This is a genomic window from Asticcacaulis sp. W401b (assembly GCF_046503825.1).
In the GTDB taxonomy this organism is placed as follows: Bacteria; Pseudomonadota; Alphaproteobacteria; order Caulobacterales; family Caulobacteraceae; genus Asticcacaulis.
The window spans coordinates 441,507-462,181 of sequence record NZ_JBKFEE010000001.1; the positions used below are offsets into that span (position 1 = coordinate 441,507).

Here is a 20,675-nt window from a genome sequence, read left to right on the forward strand (position 1 = left end):
CCCTAATTTTTCAGGGGGAGGGTTAAAGCCTCATGCCACCCCGATAAAGGCCAGCCATTCGTCCTCGGTCATCACCTGAACACCCAGTTCAGCCGCTTTTTTGAGCTTTGAACCCGCGCCCGGCCCGGCCACCACAATGTGCGTCTTGGCCGAAACCGAGCCCGCCACCTTGGCCCCGAGACGTTCAGCCTGCGCCTTGGCTTCGTCGCGCGTCATCTTCTCCAGCGTGCCGGTAAACACCACCGTCTTGCCCGACACCGCCGAATCCCCGGCCACGGCCTCGGCATCCTGTACGCTGAGTTGCGCCACAAAGCGCTGATAGATGCCAACATTGTGGTCGTTCGAGAAGAACTCGATCAGCGCCGCCACCAGAGACGGTCCGACCTGATCCATATTGTCGAGCGCCGCCTTCACCTCTTCGTCCACCGCCGCCAGCGCCGTCATGGCGTCGCGGAAGGCGCTTTCCGAATGGTAGGCCCGCGCCAGCAGACGCGCGGTGGTTTCCCCAACCCCCTTGACCCCCAGAGCGGCAATAAAGCGGTCGAGTGGCAACTGGCGGCGGTCTTCGATAGCCTTGAACAGGTTGCGCGCTGAGGTCTCACCCATGCCTTCGCGGTTGCGCAGCGGCGTCAGGGACGTCTTGTCCCGCGCCTCCAGCGTGAAGATGTCCGCCGGTTCGCGGATCAGCCCTTCTTCGCTGAACTTCTGAAGCTGCTTTTCGCCCAAGCCCTCGATATCGAGCACCTTACGGCTGACGACGTATTTCAGATATTCGACGCGCTGATGCGGGCAGGCGTGTTCGCCGGTGCAGCGGCGCGCCACCCCCTCTTCGCCCTTGAGGTTCAGTTCGCGCACCACGGTGGTCTTCAGCGGACACGGGCAGACAGTCGGAAATGCATAGGGTTCCGTCCCGTCCGGACGCTCAGACAGCTCGACACCAACAATCTGCGGGATGACATCCCCGGCGCGCTGCACACGGACCAGATCGCCAATGCGGATATCCTTGCGCGCGATCTCATCGGCGTTGTGCAGCGTTACATTCGACACCACCACGCCGCCGACATTGACCGGCTCCAGCCGCGCCACGGGGGTCAGGGTACCGATGCGCCCGACCTGAATGTCGATGGCCTTCAGGTGGGTCAGGGCCTGTTCCGCCGGAAACTTGTGCGCGATGGCCCAGCGCGGCGAGCGCGAGACGAAGCCCAAAATTCTCTGATAATCCAACCTGTTGATTTTATAAACCACGCCATCAATATCATAACCAAGGCGAGAACGGTCGCGCTGAATCTCATCGTAGATACTTAGCAGTCCTTGGAAATTTTCAGTGGCAGTAGAACGTGGATTGACTTGAAAACCCCATTCTCTGAATGCTTGGAGAACACTCGTTTGAGTGGGATACCGTTCGTGAAATTTTTCATATTTCTCAATCTGATCGACGAGTACGTTTGGTTCTAACCCATCAATTACTTCTCCCCATGTGTAAGCAAAAAAGCGGAGGGGCCGCGAAGCGGTAATGGTGGCATCCAGTTGCCGCAGCGCGCCGGACGCCGCATTGCGCGGATTGGCAAAGACCTTGCCACCCTCTTCGGCAGCCCTGGCGTTCATGGCGGCAAAATCGGCCAGCGGGTAATAGACCTCACCGCGGATTTCGATGCGCTCAGGATAACCTACTCCACTCAGCACATGCGGTACGTCCTTGATAGTGCGGACGTTCTCGGTGATATCTTCGCCTGTGCGCCCGTCGCCGCGCGTCGCCGCCCGCACCAGCTTGCCGTTCACATAGAGGAGCGAACAGGATAGGCCGTCTATCTTGGGCTCTGCCACAAACTCTATGGCTTCATCATTAGAGATTTTTTTAGCCAAAAATCGTCTTATCTTTTTTTCAAAATCGGCCACGTCTTCCGGCGCAAAGGCGTTGTCGAGCGACAGCATAGGCACGCCGTGCTGAACCGGGGCGAATTTGCTCGAAATCTCGGCCCCCACCTGTTCGGTCGGGCTATCGACCGTATGCAGGTCCGGATACTGCGCCTCCAGCGCGCGCAGCTCCTGCTCCAGCGCGTCGTATTCGGCGTCAGTGAGTTCGGGCGCTTCCTGATTATAGTAGAGATCGCGGTGGTGCTTGATCTCGGCAGAAAGCTGGGCGTGGCGCGCCTGCGCCGTATCGGGTGCGTGTGTGGTCATGTCTTGTCTTTATCCCTCCCCTGAGATCAGGGGGGAGGCTATGCCTTTACCCCTTCACCAACGCCATAGCGGCGGCGCGGGCTTCGGGGGTGATTTCGGCGCCCGACAACATGCGGGCCAGTTCTTCCAGCGTCTCGTCCTTGCTCAGTTCGACGACGCGCGAGCGCATCCCCTCACCCGCATCGGCCTTGGAGACCTTCAAATGCTGATCGCCGCGTGCAGCCACCTGCGGCGAGTGGGTGACGACGATCACCTGAGAGCGCTGGGCCAGCTTACGCAGACGCAACCCCACGGCATCGGCCACGGCACCGCCGACGCCCTGATCGACCTCGTCAAAGATCATCACCGGACCGGCCGCGTCTTCGCCGCCACGGGTCGATAGAGCCGCCTTGAGCGCCAGGGCAAAGCGCGCCAGTTCGCCGCCCGACGCAATGGCCGCCATCCCCCCCCAGTCGGCGCCGGGATTGGTGCGGACCTCGAACGTAATCACATCGCCGCCCGCACCACCATACTTTTCAGGCTCCAGCGGGCGGATGGCGACGCGGAAGGCCGCCTTGTCGAGCTTGAGCGGCACCAGTTCGGCCATGACGGCGGCACTCAGCGCCTCACCGGCCGCCAGACGCTTCTGCCGCAGGGTTTCAACCGCCGCATGGAAGCCCTGTTCCGCCACGGCAATCGCCGCCGCCAGCTTTTTCAACTCAGCATCGGCGTCTTCGATACGCCCCAGAGACTGGGCGATCTCAGCACGTTTTTTGGGCAGGTCCTCGACCAGAATATTCAGCTTGCGCGCCATGGCCCGCAGAGCGAACAAACGCTCCTCGACGCGATCCAGCTGACCCGGCTCCACGTCCAGCGCATCGGCCGCCGCATCCATCAGGGCCAGCGCCTCATCAGCGGCAATCAGGGTGCGGTCGAGCGCCTCGGCGGCATCGGAAAGCGCCTTGAGTACCGCATGGCCCTCCCTCGCCCCGGCCTGCTGCGCGCGCGTGCGGGCGTGATCAAGGGCGCGGAAGGCCTTGGACAGGCGCTGCGACAACTGATCGCCGCCGACCGTGGTGCGCGCTTCATTGATGTCTTCCAGCGCCCGCTCAGAGGCCCCCAGAAGTGCGCGGTCAGACGCCAGTTGCGCCTCCTCATCCGGCAGCGGGTTGAGGCGGTCCAGTTCCTGAAGGCGCAGGGTCAGTTCTTCGATTTCGGCCGTGGCATTGTCGGATTGCCGTTTGAGGTCGCGGTACTGATCGCGCAGGGCCTTAAGCGTGCGGAAGGCCGCCGCCGTGGCCGCCAGCGCCCCTTCGCAACCGCCATAGGCATCGAGCATGGCTCCGTGCGTGCGCGGATCGAGCAGGCCGACCGTCTCATGCTGGCCATGCACTTCCAGCAGACCATCACCCAGCGCCTTGAGAACGCTGACCGAGACCGACTGATCATTGACGAAGGCCTTGGAGCGCCCGTCACGGCTGACCACCCGGCGTAGCAGCAACGGCTCACCGGGCTCTACGGCCAGCCCCTTGTCTTCTAGAAATTCATACAGCGGGTGCCCGGCGGCCAGATCGAACTCGGCGGTGACCGAGGCCTGCGGCGCACCGGCACGGATCAACCCGGCATCGCCGCGCGCGCCGGTGGCCAAACCCAGACTATCGAGAATGATGGATTTGCCGGCCCCGGTTTCACCGGTGAGTACCGAAAGGCCCTGCCGGATATCGAGATCCAGCCGATCAACGAGCACAACGTCTTGAATAGACAGGCGTGTGAGCATGGAAACCCTGACGAAAAAGCCGTGAGTCGGCTCACGGCTGTTTCTCTCAGATTACATCGGGTTGATGCGGCTTAGCCAGCTCTTTTTCTCTTTTTGTTCTTTTTTCGCCGGTTTGGTTTTTTCGGCAACCGGCAGCGGCTTGATGTCCATTGGCTGCCCGCGCTCCTGCATCAGCTTGTAGGCCGCCGTGTACCAGCGGTCGCCCGCATAGTTATAGCCCAGCACCGCCGCATTGCGGTTGGCTTCGTCGGTAATACCCATCATCAGATTGGCTTCGACGAGACGATAGAGGGCTTCGGGCGTGTGCGAGGTCGTCTGATAGCGGGTGATGACCGTCTTGAAGCGGCCAATGGCCGCCAGAGGCTGGTTTTGCGCCTGATAGAAACGGCCGATCTCCATTTCCTTGCCCGCCAGCTGGTCATAGACCATGTCGAGCTTGACCTGGGCGTCGCGGGCATATTCGGTACCCGGATAACGCTGCACGATTTCGCGCAGATAGGCCTGCGCCGTCTCGGTATAGGCCTGATCCCGGCCCACATCGACGATCTGCTCGAAATAATTGATGGCCCGCATATAGTAGGCATAGGGGGTCAGGGGCGAGCCCGGATAGAGCTTGATGAAGCGTTCCGCCGCCGCCGTCGATTCGTTATAATCGTTGGCCTGATAGTGGGCGTAGATTTCCATGATGATCGAACGGCGCGACCATTCCGAATAGGGGTGCTGACGCTCCACCTCTTCGAAATAATCCACCGCTTCGTTCCAGCTCTTTTCATCCAGACGCTGCATGCCGGTATTGTAGAGCGCCTCGACCGGGCGCTCCTCGTACACGAGGCGCGTGCGTTGCTTGGGCTTACCGGCGCAGGCGGTGAGGGCCACAGCCGCCAGCGCCGTCAGCAGCAGAAGCTTTGCCGAGGTCTTGCCGAAGGAGGGAGAAGCGGTCGAAGTCGTATAGGCCGGCACGATAAATCCTCATCAGGCCGGTGTCAGTCGCCCGGCAGTCTTAACGCTTTATGGAGGATAGCTCTACAACGGCGCGCCACAAACGCCAACAGGTTTTAACCAACCTGCTGGAGCACGGGGGCGCGGGTCACGATCCGGTAGGCATCCGGTTGCGACAGTAGGGCACGGACCGCGGCATTATTAAGGCCGTGGCCGGCGCGGATTCCTTCAAACCTGCCAAGAATGGGCATGCCGAGCACGTAGAGGTCACCGATGGCGTCAAGCGCCTTGTGACGCACGAATTCGTCGGCAAAGCGCAGGCCTTCGGCATTCAGCACACGGTCACCGTCTATGACGATGGCATTGTCCATCGAGCCGCCACGCGCCAGACCGGCCGCACGCAGGGCTTCGACACCTTCGATAAAGCCAAAGGTGCGGGCCGCCGCCAGTTCGGTGCGGAAGGTGTCTTCGGTGACGACCATTTCGATTTCCTGATGGCCGATGACGGCGCTGGGGAAGTCGATTTCGAAGTGCATTTCGAAGCGGTCAGCCGGATAGAAGGCCGCGCGCTTGTCGCCTTCGACGACCACGACCGGCTTGAGGATTTCAATGACCTGCTGCGGCTGCGCCTGACGGCGGAACCCGGCCTGATCGAGCAGTTGCACGAAAGGCTGCGCCGAACCGTCCATGATCGGCACTTCCGGGCCGTCCAGTTCGATCAGGGCATTATCGACGCCGAGCGCCGACAGAGCGGCCATCAGGTGCTCAATGGTCGAAACGGATACGCCCGCCGCATTGGTGATGACGGTGCCCAGACGGGTCTGCGTAACCAGATCGGCGCGTGCCGGCACGCGGTTGTCGCGGTCACAGATGTCGGTACGCACAAACACAATGCCCGTACCGGCGGACGCCGGACGCACGGACAGGCGCACACGTTGACCGGTGTGCAGGCCGACGCCCGCGCAGATGGCAGGAACGGCAATCGTATGTTCGTGGTGGTCAGGCGACATGGAACGCATAAACCTAAAAATGAACGCGCGGAAATGTTTCCGCTCACGTCAGTTTATACGCCCCGACACCCCCTCGCCTCAACTAAACATGGATTACGGTTTGTAACGCCATGATTAACGGGGTTTGGCGGCGCTCATCCCCTGCTTTTAAAGCCTCTTTGCCAACAAAAAAAGCCCCCGGCGAACCGGGGGCTTTCATCAGGCATTACTGTCCTTGTCAGTTCGCGAGGCGGCGAAGAAAGGACGGGATTTCAAGATCATCCTCCGCTTCCATGCCCGGCAGGACGTCCGACTTGGCGGCGGGCTGAGGGGCCGCTTGCGGGGCGGGCGCAGTCGCATAGGGCGACGGGGCCGGCGCCGAAGGCTGACGGTATTCCGGGGCCTGTGTCACCGGCGCATCACTGCGCTTGGGGAACAGGCCACGCCACAGGCCACCCCGGTCGTCTTCGCGCGGCGACTGTACGGCGGCACGCGCCGGCTCAGGGGCGCGCGTGGTGCCGTAACCGGCCACCGGACGCTGCGGGATTTCGCGTTGCACCGGTTGCGGTGCCGGCTGAACCGCCGGGATATCGAATTCGTCTTCGACCGACGGATCGACGATTTTCGCAATAATGCGCGGCTCAGGCTGAGCCACAGGGGCCGGAGCCGGCTGCGGCGCAGGCGCTGCGGCGACGGGTTCCGGACGCACTTCCGGTTGATAGGCCGGCTGTACGGGGGTATCAGCCACAGGCACGGGCTGAACCGGAGCCGGTTGCGGCGCAGGCGCTGCCGGAGCCTGAGAAAGCGGCGCCTGAACGGCAACCGTCTGAACCGGCTGAGCCTGCCCCGGACGACCGGGCGTGATGTAGATGGACTGACGCGGCGGGGTCGAAGCTGAGGCCTGAGGCACCGGCGGCTGTTGCTGCGCAGCAGCGGAGTCCATGCCAGTCGCCACGACCGACACGCGCAGCTTGCCTTCCAGCGACGGATCGAAGGCCGCGCCGAAGATGATGTTGGCGTCCGGATCGACTTCCGACGAGATGGCATTGGCCGCTTCATCGACTTCGAGCAGGGTCATGTCGAGGCCGCCAGTGACATTGACCAGCACCGCCTTGGCGCCCTTGAGCGAGGTTTCGTCGAGCAGCGGGTTCTGGATGGCGTTTTGCGCCGCCTGAAGCGCGCGGTCATCGCCAGTCGCTTCGCCCGTGCCCATCATGGCCTTGCCCATTTCGGACATGACCGAGCGCACATCGGCGAAGTCAAGATTGATGAGGCCCGGCAGCACCATCAGGTCGGTGATGGAGCGCACGCCCGAGTGCAGCACCTGATCGGCCATGCCAAAGGCTTCGGCGAAGGTGGTGCGCTCATTGGCGATACGGAACAGGTTCTGGTTCGGAATGACGATCAGCGTATCGACATAGCGTTGCAGCTCGGCAATGCCCGCATCGGCCAGACGCATACGGTGGCGGCCTTCAAACATGAAGGGCTTGGTCACCACGCCGACGGTCAGGATGCCGCGTTCACGCGCCGTCTTGGCGATGATCGGGGCAGCACCCGTACCGGTGCCACCGCCCATACCGGCAGTGATGAAGACCATATGCGCGCCTTCGAGGTGCTCACCGATCTCATGCGCCGACTCTTCGGCAGCGGTCATACCGACTTCCGGATGGGCACCCGCGCCCAGACCTTGCGTCAGCGAGACGCCGAGTTGAACACGACGGTCGGTCTTGGCAAACTGGAGCTGTTGCGCGTCGGTATTGGCGACGACGAACTCAACCCCTTCGAGGCCCGCCTCGATCATGTTGTTGACGGCGTTGCCGCCCGCGCCACCGACGCCGAAAACGACGATGCGGGGCTTCAATTCCGTGGCGCGCGGCGCCGAGAGATGTATAGCCATGTGATCAGACCAACCTTCCGTGACCCTGTCCGGGCGACCTTTGTTCCCGTCCAATTATCGACCCGGCGCTCTTGTCAAAAAGCGCTCACAAGCATCGATCATGAGACATCGAATATGCTTAATGAATAGTTACCCGATAACTTGAGTCGCAGCGATTTGAAGGTCTTTTTGCGATAAATTTTAACAAAAGTTACCACTTGATGAATTTCCACCCTCCCATCCGAATCAACCGGCAGGGCATCAAGCGAAAATGGCCAAAATTACGGCCACTTATGCACAGAAGATTAATCCGGAATCAGGAATCCTTACCCGCACATTAACGCACGCACCATGCAGCCCCATACCGCCCAAACGCAAACGGGACGCCCGAAAGCGTCCCGCTAAAACTGTGGATTTTTTTGCATATCGTGGCAACCGGTTACAGATTCTGTTTGAGCCAGTCCACTACGCGGCTCATCAGATGGCCCTTGGCGGCGCTGGGCGCGTCCTTGGGCGACAGGCGCGCTGTCATGATCTTGCGCGCCGGGACCACGTCGCGCGGGCCATAAAGCGTGCGCAGGATCACCCCGGCACAGGCGGCAAAGGCCGGTCCGGCAGCCGCATCGGCCAGGTGTGGTACGCGCTTGGGCTTACCCAGACGCACAGGACGATCGAACACGCGGATGGCCAGTTCCCGCACACCCGCCAACTGCGACGCACCGCCCGTCAGGACGATACCCGCACCGGGGTCGATCGGCACGCCAGAGGCCTTCAGCTTTTCACGCAGCAGTTCAAAGGTTTCTTCGACGCGCGGGGCGATAATACCTTTGAGGATCGAGCGCGGCACGGAGATCGGCGGGGCCCCGGCATCGTCACCGCGCGGCGGCGCTTCGACCATTTCGCGGTCTTCGTTGGACGAGGCGATGGCCGAGCCGTGCAGCGTCTTGACGCGCTCAGCGCCCACGAGCGTGGTGGACAGGCCGCGCGCAATGTCGGCCGTGACGTGGCTGCCGCCGACATTCAGGCAATCGACGTGTACCAACGCGCCCCCATAGAAGACGGCCGCCGTGGTGCACGAGGCGCCCATGTCGATGCAGATGCAGCCCAGTTCCTTCTCGTCTTCTTCCAGCGCCGCGACCGCCGCCGCCAGAGGCGCGGAGACAATCGCCTGCACCTCAAGGTGCGCCATGCCGACGCATTGCATGATATTGTTAAAGACGTTTTCGTCGATGGTGACGACCAGCAGTTCAAGGCCCAGTGTACGACCCGTCAGGTTGCGCGGATCGCGCACACCGCTATGGCCATCCACAGCCCAGCTTACCGGCAGGAGGTGGATGGGGCGACGATTGGGGAAGCGCACCTGCGCCAGACCCGAAGCGATGGCGCGGTTGAGATCATCATCGGAGATTGGTTTCACACCGACCGACACCTGAGCGAAGACGCGATGCGAGGCGGTCTGCGCCCCCGGCACCGAAACGCGAACCCCCTGTACCGAGACATTGGCCATGGCCTCAGCACGCTCAACCGCCTGAGCGATGGCGGTGGCGGCGGCTTCCATGTCGATAATATTGCCGGCGCGCACACCGCGCGACTGCACAAAGCCGACCCCCGCCACACGAATGGAGTGGTCGGCGCTGCGCACACCGTCCGGCTTCATGATGAAACAGCCGATCTTCGAGGCTCCCAGATCCAGAGACGCGACGACGCCCGGCGTCACGGCCATCACGGCGGACTGACGCGAGGCGGCTTCGACGTGACGTCCTTCTTTGGCCAGTTTGCGATCTTCTAGACGCGACATGGACGGAGAACCTTAGGCTGCGGGGGCGGTTTCGAAGGGTTTGACGACCAGGGCATTGGGATCGGTGAGGTCAATGACCGCCAGCCCCTGATCGAGGATGCGCTGCTGGCTGATCAGGCCATCGAGGCGGTTGAGGGCCTCATCCTGATCCAGCGCCGGCAATTTGATAATCGTGTTGTTTTTCAGACGTATGTCCCAGCGGCGCGTATCCACGCGCACCAGCGCCCAGACGCGCGACATCAGCTCCGGCCGTGCCTGCATCAGGCGCAGGATGTCAGCACTGGCGGCATTGGCTTCCTGGCCCACCACCAGAGGCAGATCGAGGAAGTTGCCGGAATGGGCTTCGGGGATGACCTTGCCCGTATCGTCGATGACGTAGGTCTTGTTCTGATACTGCCACACCGCCAGACGCGGGCGCTCCACAACGCTGATGATCAACTGATCCGGCAACTGACGGCGCACCACGGCCGATTTGACCCAGCCGACGGATTCCACATCGGCCTTGACCTTGTTGAGGTCCATCAGGGCCAGCGGTTGCCCGCGCTGAAACTGCATCGCCTTGCGGATGTCTTCGCGGGCCACGTCGGACACGCCTTGCAGGCGCACATTTTGAAGATTGATGCCAATGGACGCGATGCGCGCATCGGTAAAATTCACCACACCTGTACGCAGGGCTTCGGCACGCCCGCCGGTCAGCAGGAACACAGCCATCAGGCCCGCCGCGCCCAGAAAGCCCAGCCACGCCGTCAGCTCATTGGGCATGGCCACACCGCCGAGCAGGGCAAATTTTCCGGCTTCGACCTTGCGCCCGCCACGGCCACGCGGAGCCGCCTGACGGGGTGACGCTTTCGAAACCGGGGCCGCCTGACGGCGCCCGCCTCTGACGACGGCTGGCATATTCTGTCCTCGTGATCGTCCGCCCAGTCAGGGCCGGTGGCGCTTCAGCCACCTACAACGCGGGCGCGCCCTGCGGTTCTTTGAACCGGTACGGCAGTGCCCTAAAATCAGGAGGCTGAGAGGATCAATAGACCGCAACAACCTTAATGATCCGCTAACGAACACCGTCTCGGGCAGGTTTTCGTTAGGCATATTTTGTGGGTCTTTTCCTCCACGCCTCAAAACCAGAAAAGGCCTGCGCCGGAGGGCGCAGGCCTTTTATCATCAAGGGACAAAGCGGTATCAGACGCCTTCCTTCACCTCCGGCACCACGGTTTCCGGCAGAGGCTCCGGGTCATCCGTCGTGGGCACCGCCAGGCGGGTGGTGTTTTCGATCAGGATGCCGGTATCTTCGTCGCGCACGATTTCTTCACCGCGCAGCACCTTTTCGATCTCTTCACCGCTCAGGGTTTCGACGTCCAGCAGGGTCTGGGCCAGACGATGCAGGTTGTCGAGGTTTTCGGTCAGGATGCGTTTGGCCTCATCATAGCCGCCCTGCACCAGACGTTTGACTTCACCGTCAATGGTCTGAGCCGTCGATTCCGACACGTCACGACCAAAGGCCCCGTGCTCGTCCTCGGCATCCTTATAGTTGACGAGGCCCAGTGCGTCCGAGTAGCCCCAGCGCGTGACCATGGCCTTGGCCAGGCGCGTCGCCTGCTGAATGTCCGAAGACGCCCCCGACGTGATCTGCTCCTTGCCGAAGATCAGTTCTTCGGCGACACGCCCCGCCATCAGAATGGCCAGACGCGAGGTCATCTGCACATAGTTCTGCGAATAGCGATCACCTTCGGGAAGCTGCATCACCATACCGAGCGCACGACCGCGCGGAATGATGGTGGCCTTGTGCACCGGATCGGCTTCCGGGGCCTTCAGCGCCACGATGGCGTGACCGCCTTCGTGATAGGCCGTCAGCTTTTTTTCCGCTTCGGACATAGCCATGGAGCGGCGCTCGGCCCCCATCAGCACCTTGTCCTTGGCGTCTTCAAAGTCCTTCATGGTGACCAGCTTGCGGTCCTTGCGCGCCGCCATCAGCGCCGCTTCGTTGACCAGATTGGCCAGATCGGCCCCGGAGAAGCCCGGCGTGCCGCGCGCCACCACCTTGACATCGACATCGACGGCCAAAGGCACATTGCGCATGTGAACGCGCAGGATGGCTTCGCGACCGGTCAGGTCTGGGTTCGGCACCGTCACCTGACGGTCGAAACGGCCGGGACGCAGAAGCGCTGAATCGAGCACGTCCGGACGGTTGGTCGCCGCGATGATGATAATGCCTTCCTGAGCTTCGAACCCGTCCATCTCGACCAGCAACTGGTTGAGGGTCTGTTCGCGCTCATCATTACCGCCGCCATGACCGGCGCCGCGATGGCGCCCCACGGCGTCAATTTCGTCGATGAAGATGATGCAGGGAGCGTTCTTCTTGGCCTGTTCGAACATGTCACGCACGCGCGAGGCACCGACGCCGACGAACATTTCCACAAAGTCCGAACCCGAAATCGAGAAGAAGGGCACGCCCGCTTCACCGGCCACCGCACGGGCCAGCATGGTCTTACCCGTACCCGGAGGGCCAACCAGCAGCGCGCCCTTTGGAATCTTACCGCCCAGCTTCTGGAACTTGGTCGGGTCTTTCAGGAAATCGACGACCTCCTGCAACTCTTCCTTGGCCTCATCGACGCCGGCCACATCAGCAAAGGTGACGCGGTTCTTGTGCTCGGTCAGAAGGCGGGCCTTCGACTTGCCAAAGCCCATAGCCCCGCGACCGCCGCCCTGCATCTGACGCATGAAGAACAGCCACAGGCCGACGATCAGCAGGATGGGCAACAGGCCGGACAGCAACGACACCAGGAAGGGCTGGGTGACGGTCTTCATATTGACCTTCACGTTCTTGGAATCGAGCCAGTCGGCCGTATCGCTATTGGGATAGGGGATGACGACCTTGTGCTTCTGCTTGGCGGTGTCGGTAACCACGGCCTGATCGCGGTCGATGTCGGCCGATACGATCTGACCCGCATTGACCTGTTCCTTGAGCACCGAATAGCTCATTTCCTTCGGCGCATTCTGATAAGGGGTCTTGCCGACCACGGCATAACCGACCATCAGAACCGCCAGAAGTATCCCGACAATCGTCAGAGCACGAAAATTCATAAGCTTCCTCACAAGCAGCCAGCGGGCTGCGGGTCTTGACGGCGGCCAGAAACCGCCTGTTGGTTGAACCTATATAGTAGGCTCTTTAACGCTACGCTACCGGCAGACCGCAGGAAAACACGGGACGACAGGCTTCCTCTTCGTTGCGGATGAGGCCAAGCGCCGCACGCAACCGGTTGTACGTCACGTCCTGCAAATCTCCTGCCGCAAACAGGTGTACCGACTCGTCGTGTTTCAGGACAGGCAAGGCGGCGCGCACGGCGGGCGGCAGACCTTTCAAACGCAGGCGATCTTCCGGGGGCAGAGCGTTAAGATGCCCCTTTGCCGGGACGATTTCGCCCCCGATGGCGTAAGCGGGCACGCGGTAGCGTCCATCCCAGATATCGCCGATGCGCTCAGGGCGTGACCCATTGCGGGTCATATCGCCGGGCTCACGGCAAATCAGCCAGCCACCCTCGTGCGCTTCGATGCGCGCCCCGCACAGGGTAAAGCGCCTGCGCCCCGCCGCAGAAGCGGTGAGAATATGCGCAAGCTCCGCCTGACGCGGCAGCTTGTCCCCACCCCCGGCACAAACGATCAGGGCCGAGAGCATGTCAGGGGCTGGAAAGGCAGGGATATGGAAACAGGCGGCACCTGTTAGCGTCACATTCATTGCAACCGCCAAATCCGGTGAGAGGGTGGCGCTACGCATATCGGTCGAAGAAGGCCTCACCCCCTGTTGCCGTACCCGCGCGCGCAGGTAGGTAGGGTTGGCATTGGCCGGGTCATCGACATAGGACACACCCACCGCGTTCAGCCAGTCCCGCAGCCGCGCCCGTCCGATGCCCAGCAGGGGGCGCAAGTAGAACATACCCTCCCCTTGCGGCCAAAACGGTGCGGGTGCCCACAGTTTCGGTGAGCCAACCGTCGAACCTTCGGCGCGCATGGCGGCGGCTTCGGCCACGTCATCGGCATTGTGCCCCAGACACAGGACGCGGATGTCTTTCGCCCGCGCCGCTTCGAGGATCAGACAATGCCGTGCCCGGCGCGCCGCTGCCTGAAGCCCGTTACGGGGCTTGCCCCCCGCCCAGCTCAGGGCGGTGACCGGCACACCCAACGCGTGCCCCAGCGCTTCGACACCGCGCACCCAGTCGGCGCTCAGGGGGTTGATGCCATGATCAACGGTGAACACCTCCAGCGGTCTCTGCCCCCACAGCCACAACAGGAGGAGAAGGGCCACAGAGTCTCCACCACCAGACACCGCGACGCCCACGGGCCGTTCCGCCGGCCCGTTGAGATACTCAGCAAAACGCAAACGGCTTGCGGCTATGTCCGGAAAGCGTTCCAGACCCGCCGCAAGCCGCGATTTTACATCAGGAGGTATTAGCTGCACTTGCCCTTGGTCGCCAGCGCCTTGGCCTGCGACTTGATGGCCGCCGACGCGGCCGAGGCATACCGCTTGTTAAATTCCGCAATCGCGACGCACGATTTCGGCGCGTCGGTTTGCGCCAGGGCGGTGGCCAGCTTCACGGTCGCTTCGGGGGCCCAGCTCGTCTTGGGCCAGCCTTTGAGCGAGGTGGCATAGGCGGCCACGGAACCGGAGACGTCCCCTTTGACGGTGCGGATCTGGCCCAGACGGAACCAGGCTTCCGGCGTCTGCGGTGCCGAGGCCCACTTGGTCGTAAACTCGGTAAAGGCGCGCTCGGCGTCGTCCATCTTGCCGTTGGTCAGCAGGTCGTAGGCCTGATTGAAGTCACCTTCGGCCGTCCCGGTGGTCGGTGGGGGCGGCGGCGGTCCGGCCAGCGCCGCGTCGATGTCTTTGAGGTGGGCTTCGGCCAGATCCAGGCGCTGGATCAGCGTGCCGATACGCGCCTCGAGCCCGGCGATCTTTTCATTGGCCTGACGCGCGGCGAAACCGGCCTCTTCGATCTGACCGGTCAGGCGCGTGATCTGCTGCGCCTGATCATCGACCTTGCGCGACAGGATTTCGACCGTGGCCTGAAGCGCGACGACCTCAGGGTCCGGTTCGATCAAAGCGGGCGGCCCGGCATTCTTTCCCGTCTTGCCCTCATAATTCGAAATGGCGCGTTCCAGCTTGCGCACATTGCGGTCCAGACGCTCCAGACGCTTTTTGTCCCACTCGACCGGGGGCGATTTGTCGTCGGCCTCGTCCTGATCAATCGAAAACAACTGGGCGTGGGCGGGCGTCGGCGCAACCGCGCTCAGTGAGGCCGCCGTCGCAACGGCGATCGTCAGGGCGGAAAGGGTGGCCTTTAAACTCTGGCGGGTCATGCGTGTCCTGAAACCTGTGGGGGCGCGTGTTCAAATACCTGACGTGCGCGCCTCAGATGTCAACCATTTTTGTAACGGTTTCCATCGTGACGGGCCACTCCGGCGAAATTAAGACGCCGTATGTGGCATAGAGGACCAAGAGAAAACCCCGCCGACTGGGCGGGGCTTCCTTAATCTATTTCGCGGCGGTCAGCTTGTCGTTCTGGACCCAGCCGACATTGTCGTTATCGTCCATGACTTCCCACCACATGCCATCCTTGTTGCCGGTCGGATAAAGCAGCATGTCCTTGGGCAGGGCGCGGATCATCTTGCCCGTCGCCGCCGGGGTGGCGCGTAGGCTGGTCGGCGTCAGGACGACGAACGAGCGCTGCGGCGCGGCGGCCTTACCGCCGACGTCAAGGCCACCCATTTCCTGCACCATGTTTGTGTAGGTGACGATAAAGGCCTGAGTGACGATGCGGCCGATTTCCGTATCTTCATAGCCGCCGCCAACGGCCCCGGCAAAGCCCGCGCCGCCGCCGACACCCCAGGTCAGGTCGTTCTTGGCTGCGCTGCCTTCAAACGAATTGGATTCCGACGTGCGCACGTCCGTCAGCGACAGGATGGTATTGGCTTCGAGCTTCTTCGTACGGAAGCCGCCAATGACGGCCCCGGCGCGACCGCCGACCATACCGCCAATGATGCCTGCGGCACCGCCGCCGCCCGTATTGGAATCCGCCGCGGCGACCTCAGCCACCAGCACAAAATCCGCTGCCTTGATCTGGTTCTGACCGACATTGGAGCCGCCTTGCAGGCCAATACCCGCCGCCAGATCACGCTCGCGCTGCGCCGCGTTCATGCCTGCCCCGCGATCGACCAGCGAAAAGCAGCCGGACTTCTGAACGATGACACGCAGCAGCTTTTGCGGCGGGGCCAGATTGTTCTGCGCCCAGCCGCGTTCATCGTCACCGTTGACGATGGAGATGGTCCCCAGCTTCTTCGTGCACTTCGGGATCGAGTCCATCATGCTGTTCTGGGTTTGCTGAACCTTGGACGGTTTGGCCGTCTGGGCCATGCCAGTCGCCGGCACGACAAGAGCGGCCAACGCGATGGCGCTGAGATATTTATGCATATCCTACCCCCTGGTATGAAATGTCGGGATGCTGTTCGGGTGAGGGTCGCCTGTTCAACGGACAGACCGACCAACGCGGTGACGCGGACTCTACTTTCCCCTGCGATAGCAGGCGAGAGGGGTTGCGGCAAGCCTGAGCCCGCCCCCTCCCCCATTCAGGGTATAAAAAAGGGCCCGGCGAACCGGACCCTTTTCATTCAGCCATCCTGGTCTGAACGCTTATTGCGCGCCTTCGGTGATGGCGGTGTGGGCGTTACGGTTTTGCGACCAGGCTTCTTCGTCAGCGCCCGTAGCGATCGGGTTTTCCTTACCGTAGGAGATGGTGGAGATGCGCGACGGCACCACACCCTTCGAGGTCAGGTATTGCGACACCGACTCGGCGCGACGCGCGCCCAGGGCGAAGTTGTATTCACGGGTGCCGCGCTCGTCGGCATTGCCTTCGATGCGGACCTTCACGGCCGGATAGCGAACGAGCCACGCGGCTTGCTTGTCGAGCAGGGCCTTGGCGTCTTCACGCAGCGACGACTGATCCAGATCGAAGAACACGCGGTCGCCGACATTGACGACGAAGTCTTGCTGCGAACCCGGAACCGGACCGGTCGGCGACAGCGGCTTGGTGTCGGCGGGCGGCGGGGGCGTATAGGCCGGGGGTGTTGCCGGCTGTTCGACAACGGCCGGCGGGGGCGTCACGACTTCCGGCTTCTTACCGGCGCAGGCGGCCACGGAAAGCGTGGCGCAGGCCAGCAGAGCGAGTTTGAATACAGACTTGGTCATCGAAAAAACCCCTTGGTTGGAACAATTGCAAAGTGGATGGAAACGGCGTGCCATTTCCTGAGAAAATGAATGATGCTACTTTTCCGCCAGATGGCGAATTTGTCAAACCCTAACACCACGTTTAGTTACATTCTGTAACAGTCTTGTGGCAAAGATGTTGCACTGCACACATAATGCGCTCAAAAAACAGGGTGAGCCCAAATCCTCATAGGCAAAATAAGGATTTGGGCTGGTAAAAATCAGTATCCGATAGGGAATATCGCGCGATATGCCCCCTATTTCAGTCGGGGCGACCACGCCGGGTCTGATGCGCCACCCGAATAAGGCACGGCGCGCTCAATGCGACCCGACGCCTCCACCATCCACAGCGACGGCAGAGCGCCCGGCGGTTCGCGGAAGAACATGATGTAACGGCCATTGGGGGCCCAAGTCGGGCCTTCTTCGAGGAAGGACGAGGTCAGCAGCTTTTCATTGCCGCCCCCGGCATCCATCACGCCGATAGAGAACCGCCCGCCCGACTGCTTGGTGAAGGCGATCTTGTCACCTTTGGGGCTAAAGACCGGCGTCGAATAGATACCGCCACCGAACGAAATGCGGCGCACACCCGAACCGTCGGCATTCATGGCATAGAGTTGCGGCGACCCGCCCCGGTCGGAGTTAAACACGATGGTCGCACCGTCGGGCGAGAAGGAGGGCGAGGTGTCGATGCCGGGATCGGTCGTTACGCGGCGCGTGGCGCGCGTGCGCAGGTCCATCACATAGATATCCGTATTACCGCCCTGCGCCACCGAATAGGCCAGCTTGCTGCCGTCGGGTGAAAAGCGCGGCGCGAAGACCATGCCCTTGATCTGCCCCACAGCCTCCTGACGCCCCGTCTCGATATTGAAAACATAGATGCGCGCCGAATCTTCGCGCAGAACCATATAGGCCACTTCCTGCGAGTCGGCCGAGAAGCGCGGCGTCATCACCTTATATGAGCCGTCGGTCAGATAGGACGGATTGGCCCCGTCCTGATCCATGATGGCCAGTCGCTTGACGCGCTTACCGCGTGCCCCGCTTTCGGCCACGAAAACGATGCGGGTATCGAAGTAGCCCTCTTCACCGGTCAGCTTTTCATAGATGGCATCGGCGATCTTGTGCGCGATACGACGCCAGTTTTCCGGCGTCGCCGTTACCGATTGCCCCAGAAGCTGCTTTTCCGAAAAGACGTCCCACAGGCGGAAATCGACCTGAAGGCGGCCTTCCCCATCGACACGCGCCACGCCATTGGCGAGCGCCTGCGCATTTATGGTCTTCCAACTGGCGAAGGTCGGCGTGGCATCGATGCCGACGCTTTGTTCGATAAAGGCATTGGGGTCGATCGGCTTGAAGAAGCCCGACCGCTCAAGGTCAGCCATCACCACCTTGGTGATCTTGTCGCCCAGATCGGAACCGCTCGACTCGATGTCGATGGCGATGGGCAGGGGCGCGATCACGCCCTCCGTAACCTCGCCGCGTAGCGGAGTCTGTGCCACCGCATGCGTAGCCACAAGCGGACCGATAGCGATGAAAGCCGAAAATACAAATTGCTTAAGCCGCTTCAAGAAATAGGTCATAGCCTCTCCTGACGTGATCATTAACGCCCCCGACAAGCCTGATCACCACGAAAGGTGATTGCCAGTGGTCTATTATAAAGTTCATCGGGCAACCCGGAAAAGAGTTCGCCCTTCTTAACCGCCGCCTGTGCACGCACTGCGGCAGCTTCCCACAACGGATCAGCGCGACGGTTTGTCCATTCCGGGCCCTTGATGACGCGCCCATTGGGTGAGATCGTGAACGTGATTTCAGGATTCACACGCTCTGCTCCGGGAACGTCGCAGTTGGGTGACCAGAGTTGCTGCAGGCGGCTAATGACTTGATTAAGCGCCAAACCCGTATCCGCCGCGGCACTGCCTCGTGCTGACGAGCCATCTGTCGGCGTGCGGGTCGGGCGGGCCGGAGTCCGTGTGTTGGACTTAGGAGGCGAGGACTTCACCTGAGAAAGGGAATCGAGATCAAGCGTCTGAGGCTTTGGCTTCTGCGTGCCCTTGGGGTCTGGCTTGGTCTTGGCCGGTTTGACAGGCTCCAGCTTTTTGGGCTCAGGCTTTTTGGTTTCCTTCTTCACCTCCGGCACCGGCTGTTTCGGCGCGGGCGGTGTAGGGACCGGTTCTGGCTCAGGCGTCGGCACGGGTTCGGCGGGCGCAGGCTCAGGCACGGGCTCCAGCACCGCCGTCTCATCGACCGGCGCGGCGGCCATCGAGCGTTCGGGCAGTTCGGCCACGATCTGCACCGGCACCGACACCACCGGCTTGGCATCCGGCAGGGTGTTCCAGTTGAGGAAGGCAAGCGCCAGCACACCCGCGTGCAGGAGAAGCGAACCGATAAGGGCGCGACCCATCTTCATGGTTACGGTGCCGCCTCCCCGGACGTCGCCGGTTTTTGCGTCTTGCCGAGGTTTTCGGTGAGAAGGTTGATCTTGGTGAAGCCGGAGGTGGACAGACGCGCCATCACCTTGGCCACCGTCTCATAGGGCGCGGCCCCTTCGGCGCGCACATAGATAGGCTTGGAAGTGTCGTTGTCGGTCATGGCCATTAGCCGCGGCGTCAGTTGGTCAAACGTGGCCGCATCGTCCATGACGTACAGCGCGCCGTCGCGCTGGATGGAGACGGTGATCGGATCGCCCTCGTCCTTCAGTGCCGCCGCCTCGGTCTTCGGCAGTTCGATCTTGATGCCTGACGTCAGAAGCGGCGCCGAGATCATGAAGATGATCAGCAGCACTAGCATGACATCAACCATCGGCGTGACGTTGATTTCCGCCAGAGCGCCACGGCGCGCCCGCCGCCTGCCGCGCCGGCGTCCGCCGCCTGTGCCTGCATTACCCATTGCCATGTGCGTGCCCCTCTCAGCGACCGGCCAGCTTGCCGCCAAGGCGACCGGTGACCGACACCATCAACTCATCGGCAAAGCCTTCGAGGCGACCCACGAAGCGCGCCACCTTGGCATTATAGAGGTTGAAGAAGATATAGGCCGGGATGGCCGCGCCCAGACCGATGGCCGTGGCAAACAGGGCCTCGGAAATGGCCGGTGCGACGGTCGCCAGATTGGTGTCGCCCTGCGAGGCGATGGCCGAAAAGGCGTTCATGATGCCCCACACCGTGCCGAACAGCCCGATGAAGGGCGCAGCCGTGGCGACGACGGCCAGCAGGCTCAGGCCGTCTTCCATGGCGTCGGCCTCGGTCGAAATGACGTGGTTCAGTTCGCGATCGACGCGCGACAACAGAAGCTCGCCCTCCGGGGCTGAAATGCTCTTGCCCTTATACTCGCCCCAGGCCGAAGTCACCGTCACCAGCAGCTTGGGAAAGGGCGCGGTTGGCTGAGTGCCGTGCTTGGCAGCAATGTCCTCCAGGGCGCGACCGGCCGCCAGTTCGGCTTCGAAACCGGCGGCTTCCTTATTCAGCTTGGCCAGCTTGAAGCCCTTCTCGATGATGATGGCCCAGGACCACAGCGACCCCAGCGCCAGAAGAAGCATGACGCCCTTCACAACCCAGTCGGCCCGCAGGAACAGGTCGATAAAGCTGAGGGACTCGGCGGCGTGGGCGGCTTCCATGAACAACTCCTGAGGCAATAGTTAGGTCGGGGCCGGATTCAGTCCAAAGCCGGTGTCGTTTTGCGGAAACGAAACTGGCTTTTAGACTCCTTTTCGCGTGCCTTATTCGAAAAACCGGTGTCCACTTTTTCGAAGCACGCTCTAGCTTAACCATGCGATCAAATTTTTAAAGGCGCAAAATGGGTGTTTTTTGCTGCATCGCAGCGTTTTACCCGCACGCTTCCCATCCTGACACGGGTTTGGCGACATTAATGTGGCGCGCGGATTATAAAAT

Annotated in this window: 16 protein-coding genes; all 16 read right to left on the reverse strand. The window is 61.9% G+C overall.

Annotated elements, in window-relative coordinates; genetic code table 11:
- Positions 1-30: 30 nt before the first annotated feature.
- A complete protein-coding gene (gene ligA / locus ACK8OE_RS02105; protein ID WP_410271185.1) occupies positions 31-2,181 on the reverse strand; it encodes an NAD-dependent DNA ligase LigA in 2,151 nt (716 codons plus the stop codon).
- 46 nt (positions 2,182-2,227) lie between these two features.
- Positions 2,228-3,937, reverse strand: coding sequence for a DNA repair protein RecN (recN, locus tag ACK8OE_RS02110; RefSeq protein ID WP_410271186.1), 1,710 nt, complete (start codon positions 3,935-3,937; stop codon positions 2,228-2,230).
- A gap of 51 nt (positions 3,938-3,988) precedes the next feature.
- Positions 3,989-4,897, reverse strand: a complete 909-nt coding sequence (locus ACK8OE_RS02115; protein WP_410271187.1) for an outer membrane protein assembly factor BamD — start codon at positions 4,895-4,897, stop codon at positions 3,989-3,991.
- A 95-nt stretch (positions 4,898-4,992) separates the two neighbouring features.
- Positions 4,993-5,886, reverse strand: a complete 894-nt coding sequence (lpxC, locus tag ACK8OE_RS02120) for a UDP-3-O-acyl-N-acetylglucosamine deacetylase (RefSeq protein WP_290794415.1) — start codon at positions 5,884-5,886, stop codon at positions 4,993-4,995.
- 217 nt (positions 5,887-6,103) lie between these two features.
- Positions 6,104-7,762: a cell division protein FtsZ gene (gene ftsZ, locus ACK8OE_RS02125; RefSeq protein WP_410271188.1), complete on the reverse strand. Its 1,659-nt coding sequence runs from the start codon at positions 7,760-7,762 to the stop codon at positions 6,104-6,106.
- Positions 7,763-8,180: 418 nt separating this feature from the next.
- A complete protein-coding gene (gene ftsA / locus ACK8OE_RS02130; protein WP_410271189.1) occupies positions 8,181-9,539 on the reverse strand; it encodes a cell division protein FtsA in 1,359 nt (452 codons plus the stop codon).
- Between the two features lie 12 nt (positions 9,540-9,551).
- The gene (locus ACK8OE_RS02135; RefSeq protein WP_298332735.1) at positions 9,552-10,436 is read right to left on the reverse strand and encodes a cell division protein FtsQ/DivIB; all 885 of its coding nucleotides are present in this window, start codon (positions 10,434-10,436) and stop codon (positions 9,552-9,554) included.
- A 282-nt stretch (positions 10,437-10,718) separates the two neighbouring features.
- Positions 10,719-12,620, reverse strand: coding sequence for an ATP-dependent zinc metalloprotease FtsH (gene ftsH / locus ACK8OE_RS02140; protein ID WP_410271190.1), 1,902 nt, complete (start codon positions 12,618-12,620; stop codon positions 10,719-10,721).
- 91 nt (positions 12,621-12,711) lie between these two features.
- On the reverse strand, positions 12,712-13,992 hold the full coding sequence (gene tilS, locus ACK8OE_RS02145) for a tRNA lysidine(34) synthetase TilS (protein ID WP_410271191.1): 1,281 nt from the start codon (positions 13,990-13,992) through the stop codon (positions 12,712-12,714).
- Entirely contained in the window at positions 13,983-14,891 is a 909-nt protein-coding gene (locus ACK8OE_RS02150) for a tetratricopeptide repeat protein (RefSeq protein WP_290794431.1), read from the reverse strand. Before ACK8OE_RS02150 ends, tilS begins: the two co-directional genes overlap by 10 nt.
- A 175-nt stretch (positions 14,892-15,066) precedes the next feature.
- Positions 15,067-16,002 carry a CsgG/HfaB family protein gene (locus ACK8OE_RS02155; protein ID WP_290794434.1) on the reverse strand — a complete coding sequence of 312 codons (936 nt, stop codon included), beginning with the start codon at positions 16,000-16,002 and terminating at the stop codon, positions 15,067-15,069.
- A 219-nt stretch (positions 16,003-16,221) separates the two neighbouring features.
- Positions 16,222-16,776, reverse strand: coding sequence for a peptidoglycan-associated lipoprotein Pal (gene pal / locus ACK8OE_RS02160; protein ID WP_410271192.1), 555 nt, complete (start codon positions 16,774-16,776; stop codon positions 16,222-16,224).
- Between the two features lie 275 nt (positions 16,777-17,051).
- Entirely contained in the window at positions 17,052-18,371 is a 1,320-nt protein-coding gene (tolB, locus tag ACK8OE_RS02165; protein ID WP_410271193.1) for a Tol-Pal system beta propeller repeat protein TolB, read from the reverse strand.
- Between the two features lie 20 nt (positions 18,372-18,391).
- Positions 18,392-19,198 (reverse strand): hypothetical protein, encoded by an 807-nt coding sequence (locus tag ACK8OE_RS02170; protein WP_410271194.1) that lies wholly within the window; start codon positions 19,196-19,198, stop codon positions 18,392-18,394.
- A gap of 2 nt (positions 19,199-19,200) precedes the next feature.
- Entirely contained in the window at positions 19,201-19,683 is a 483-nt protein-coding gene (locus ACK8OE_RS02175) for an ExbD/TolR family protein (RefSeq protein ID WP_410271195.1), read from the reverse strand.
- A 13-nt stretch (positions 19,684-19,696) separates the two neighbouring features.
- Entirely contained in the window at positions 19,697-20,401 is a 705-nt protein-coding gene (locus ACK8OE_RS02180; RefSeq protein ID WP_290794454.1) for a MotA/TolQ/ExbB proton channel family protein, read from the reverse strand.
- Positions 20,402-20,675: the final 274 nt, after the last annotated feature.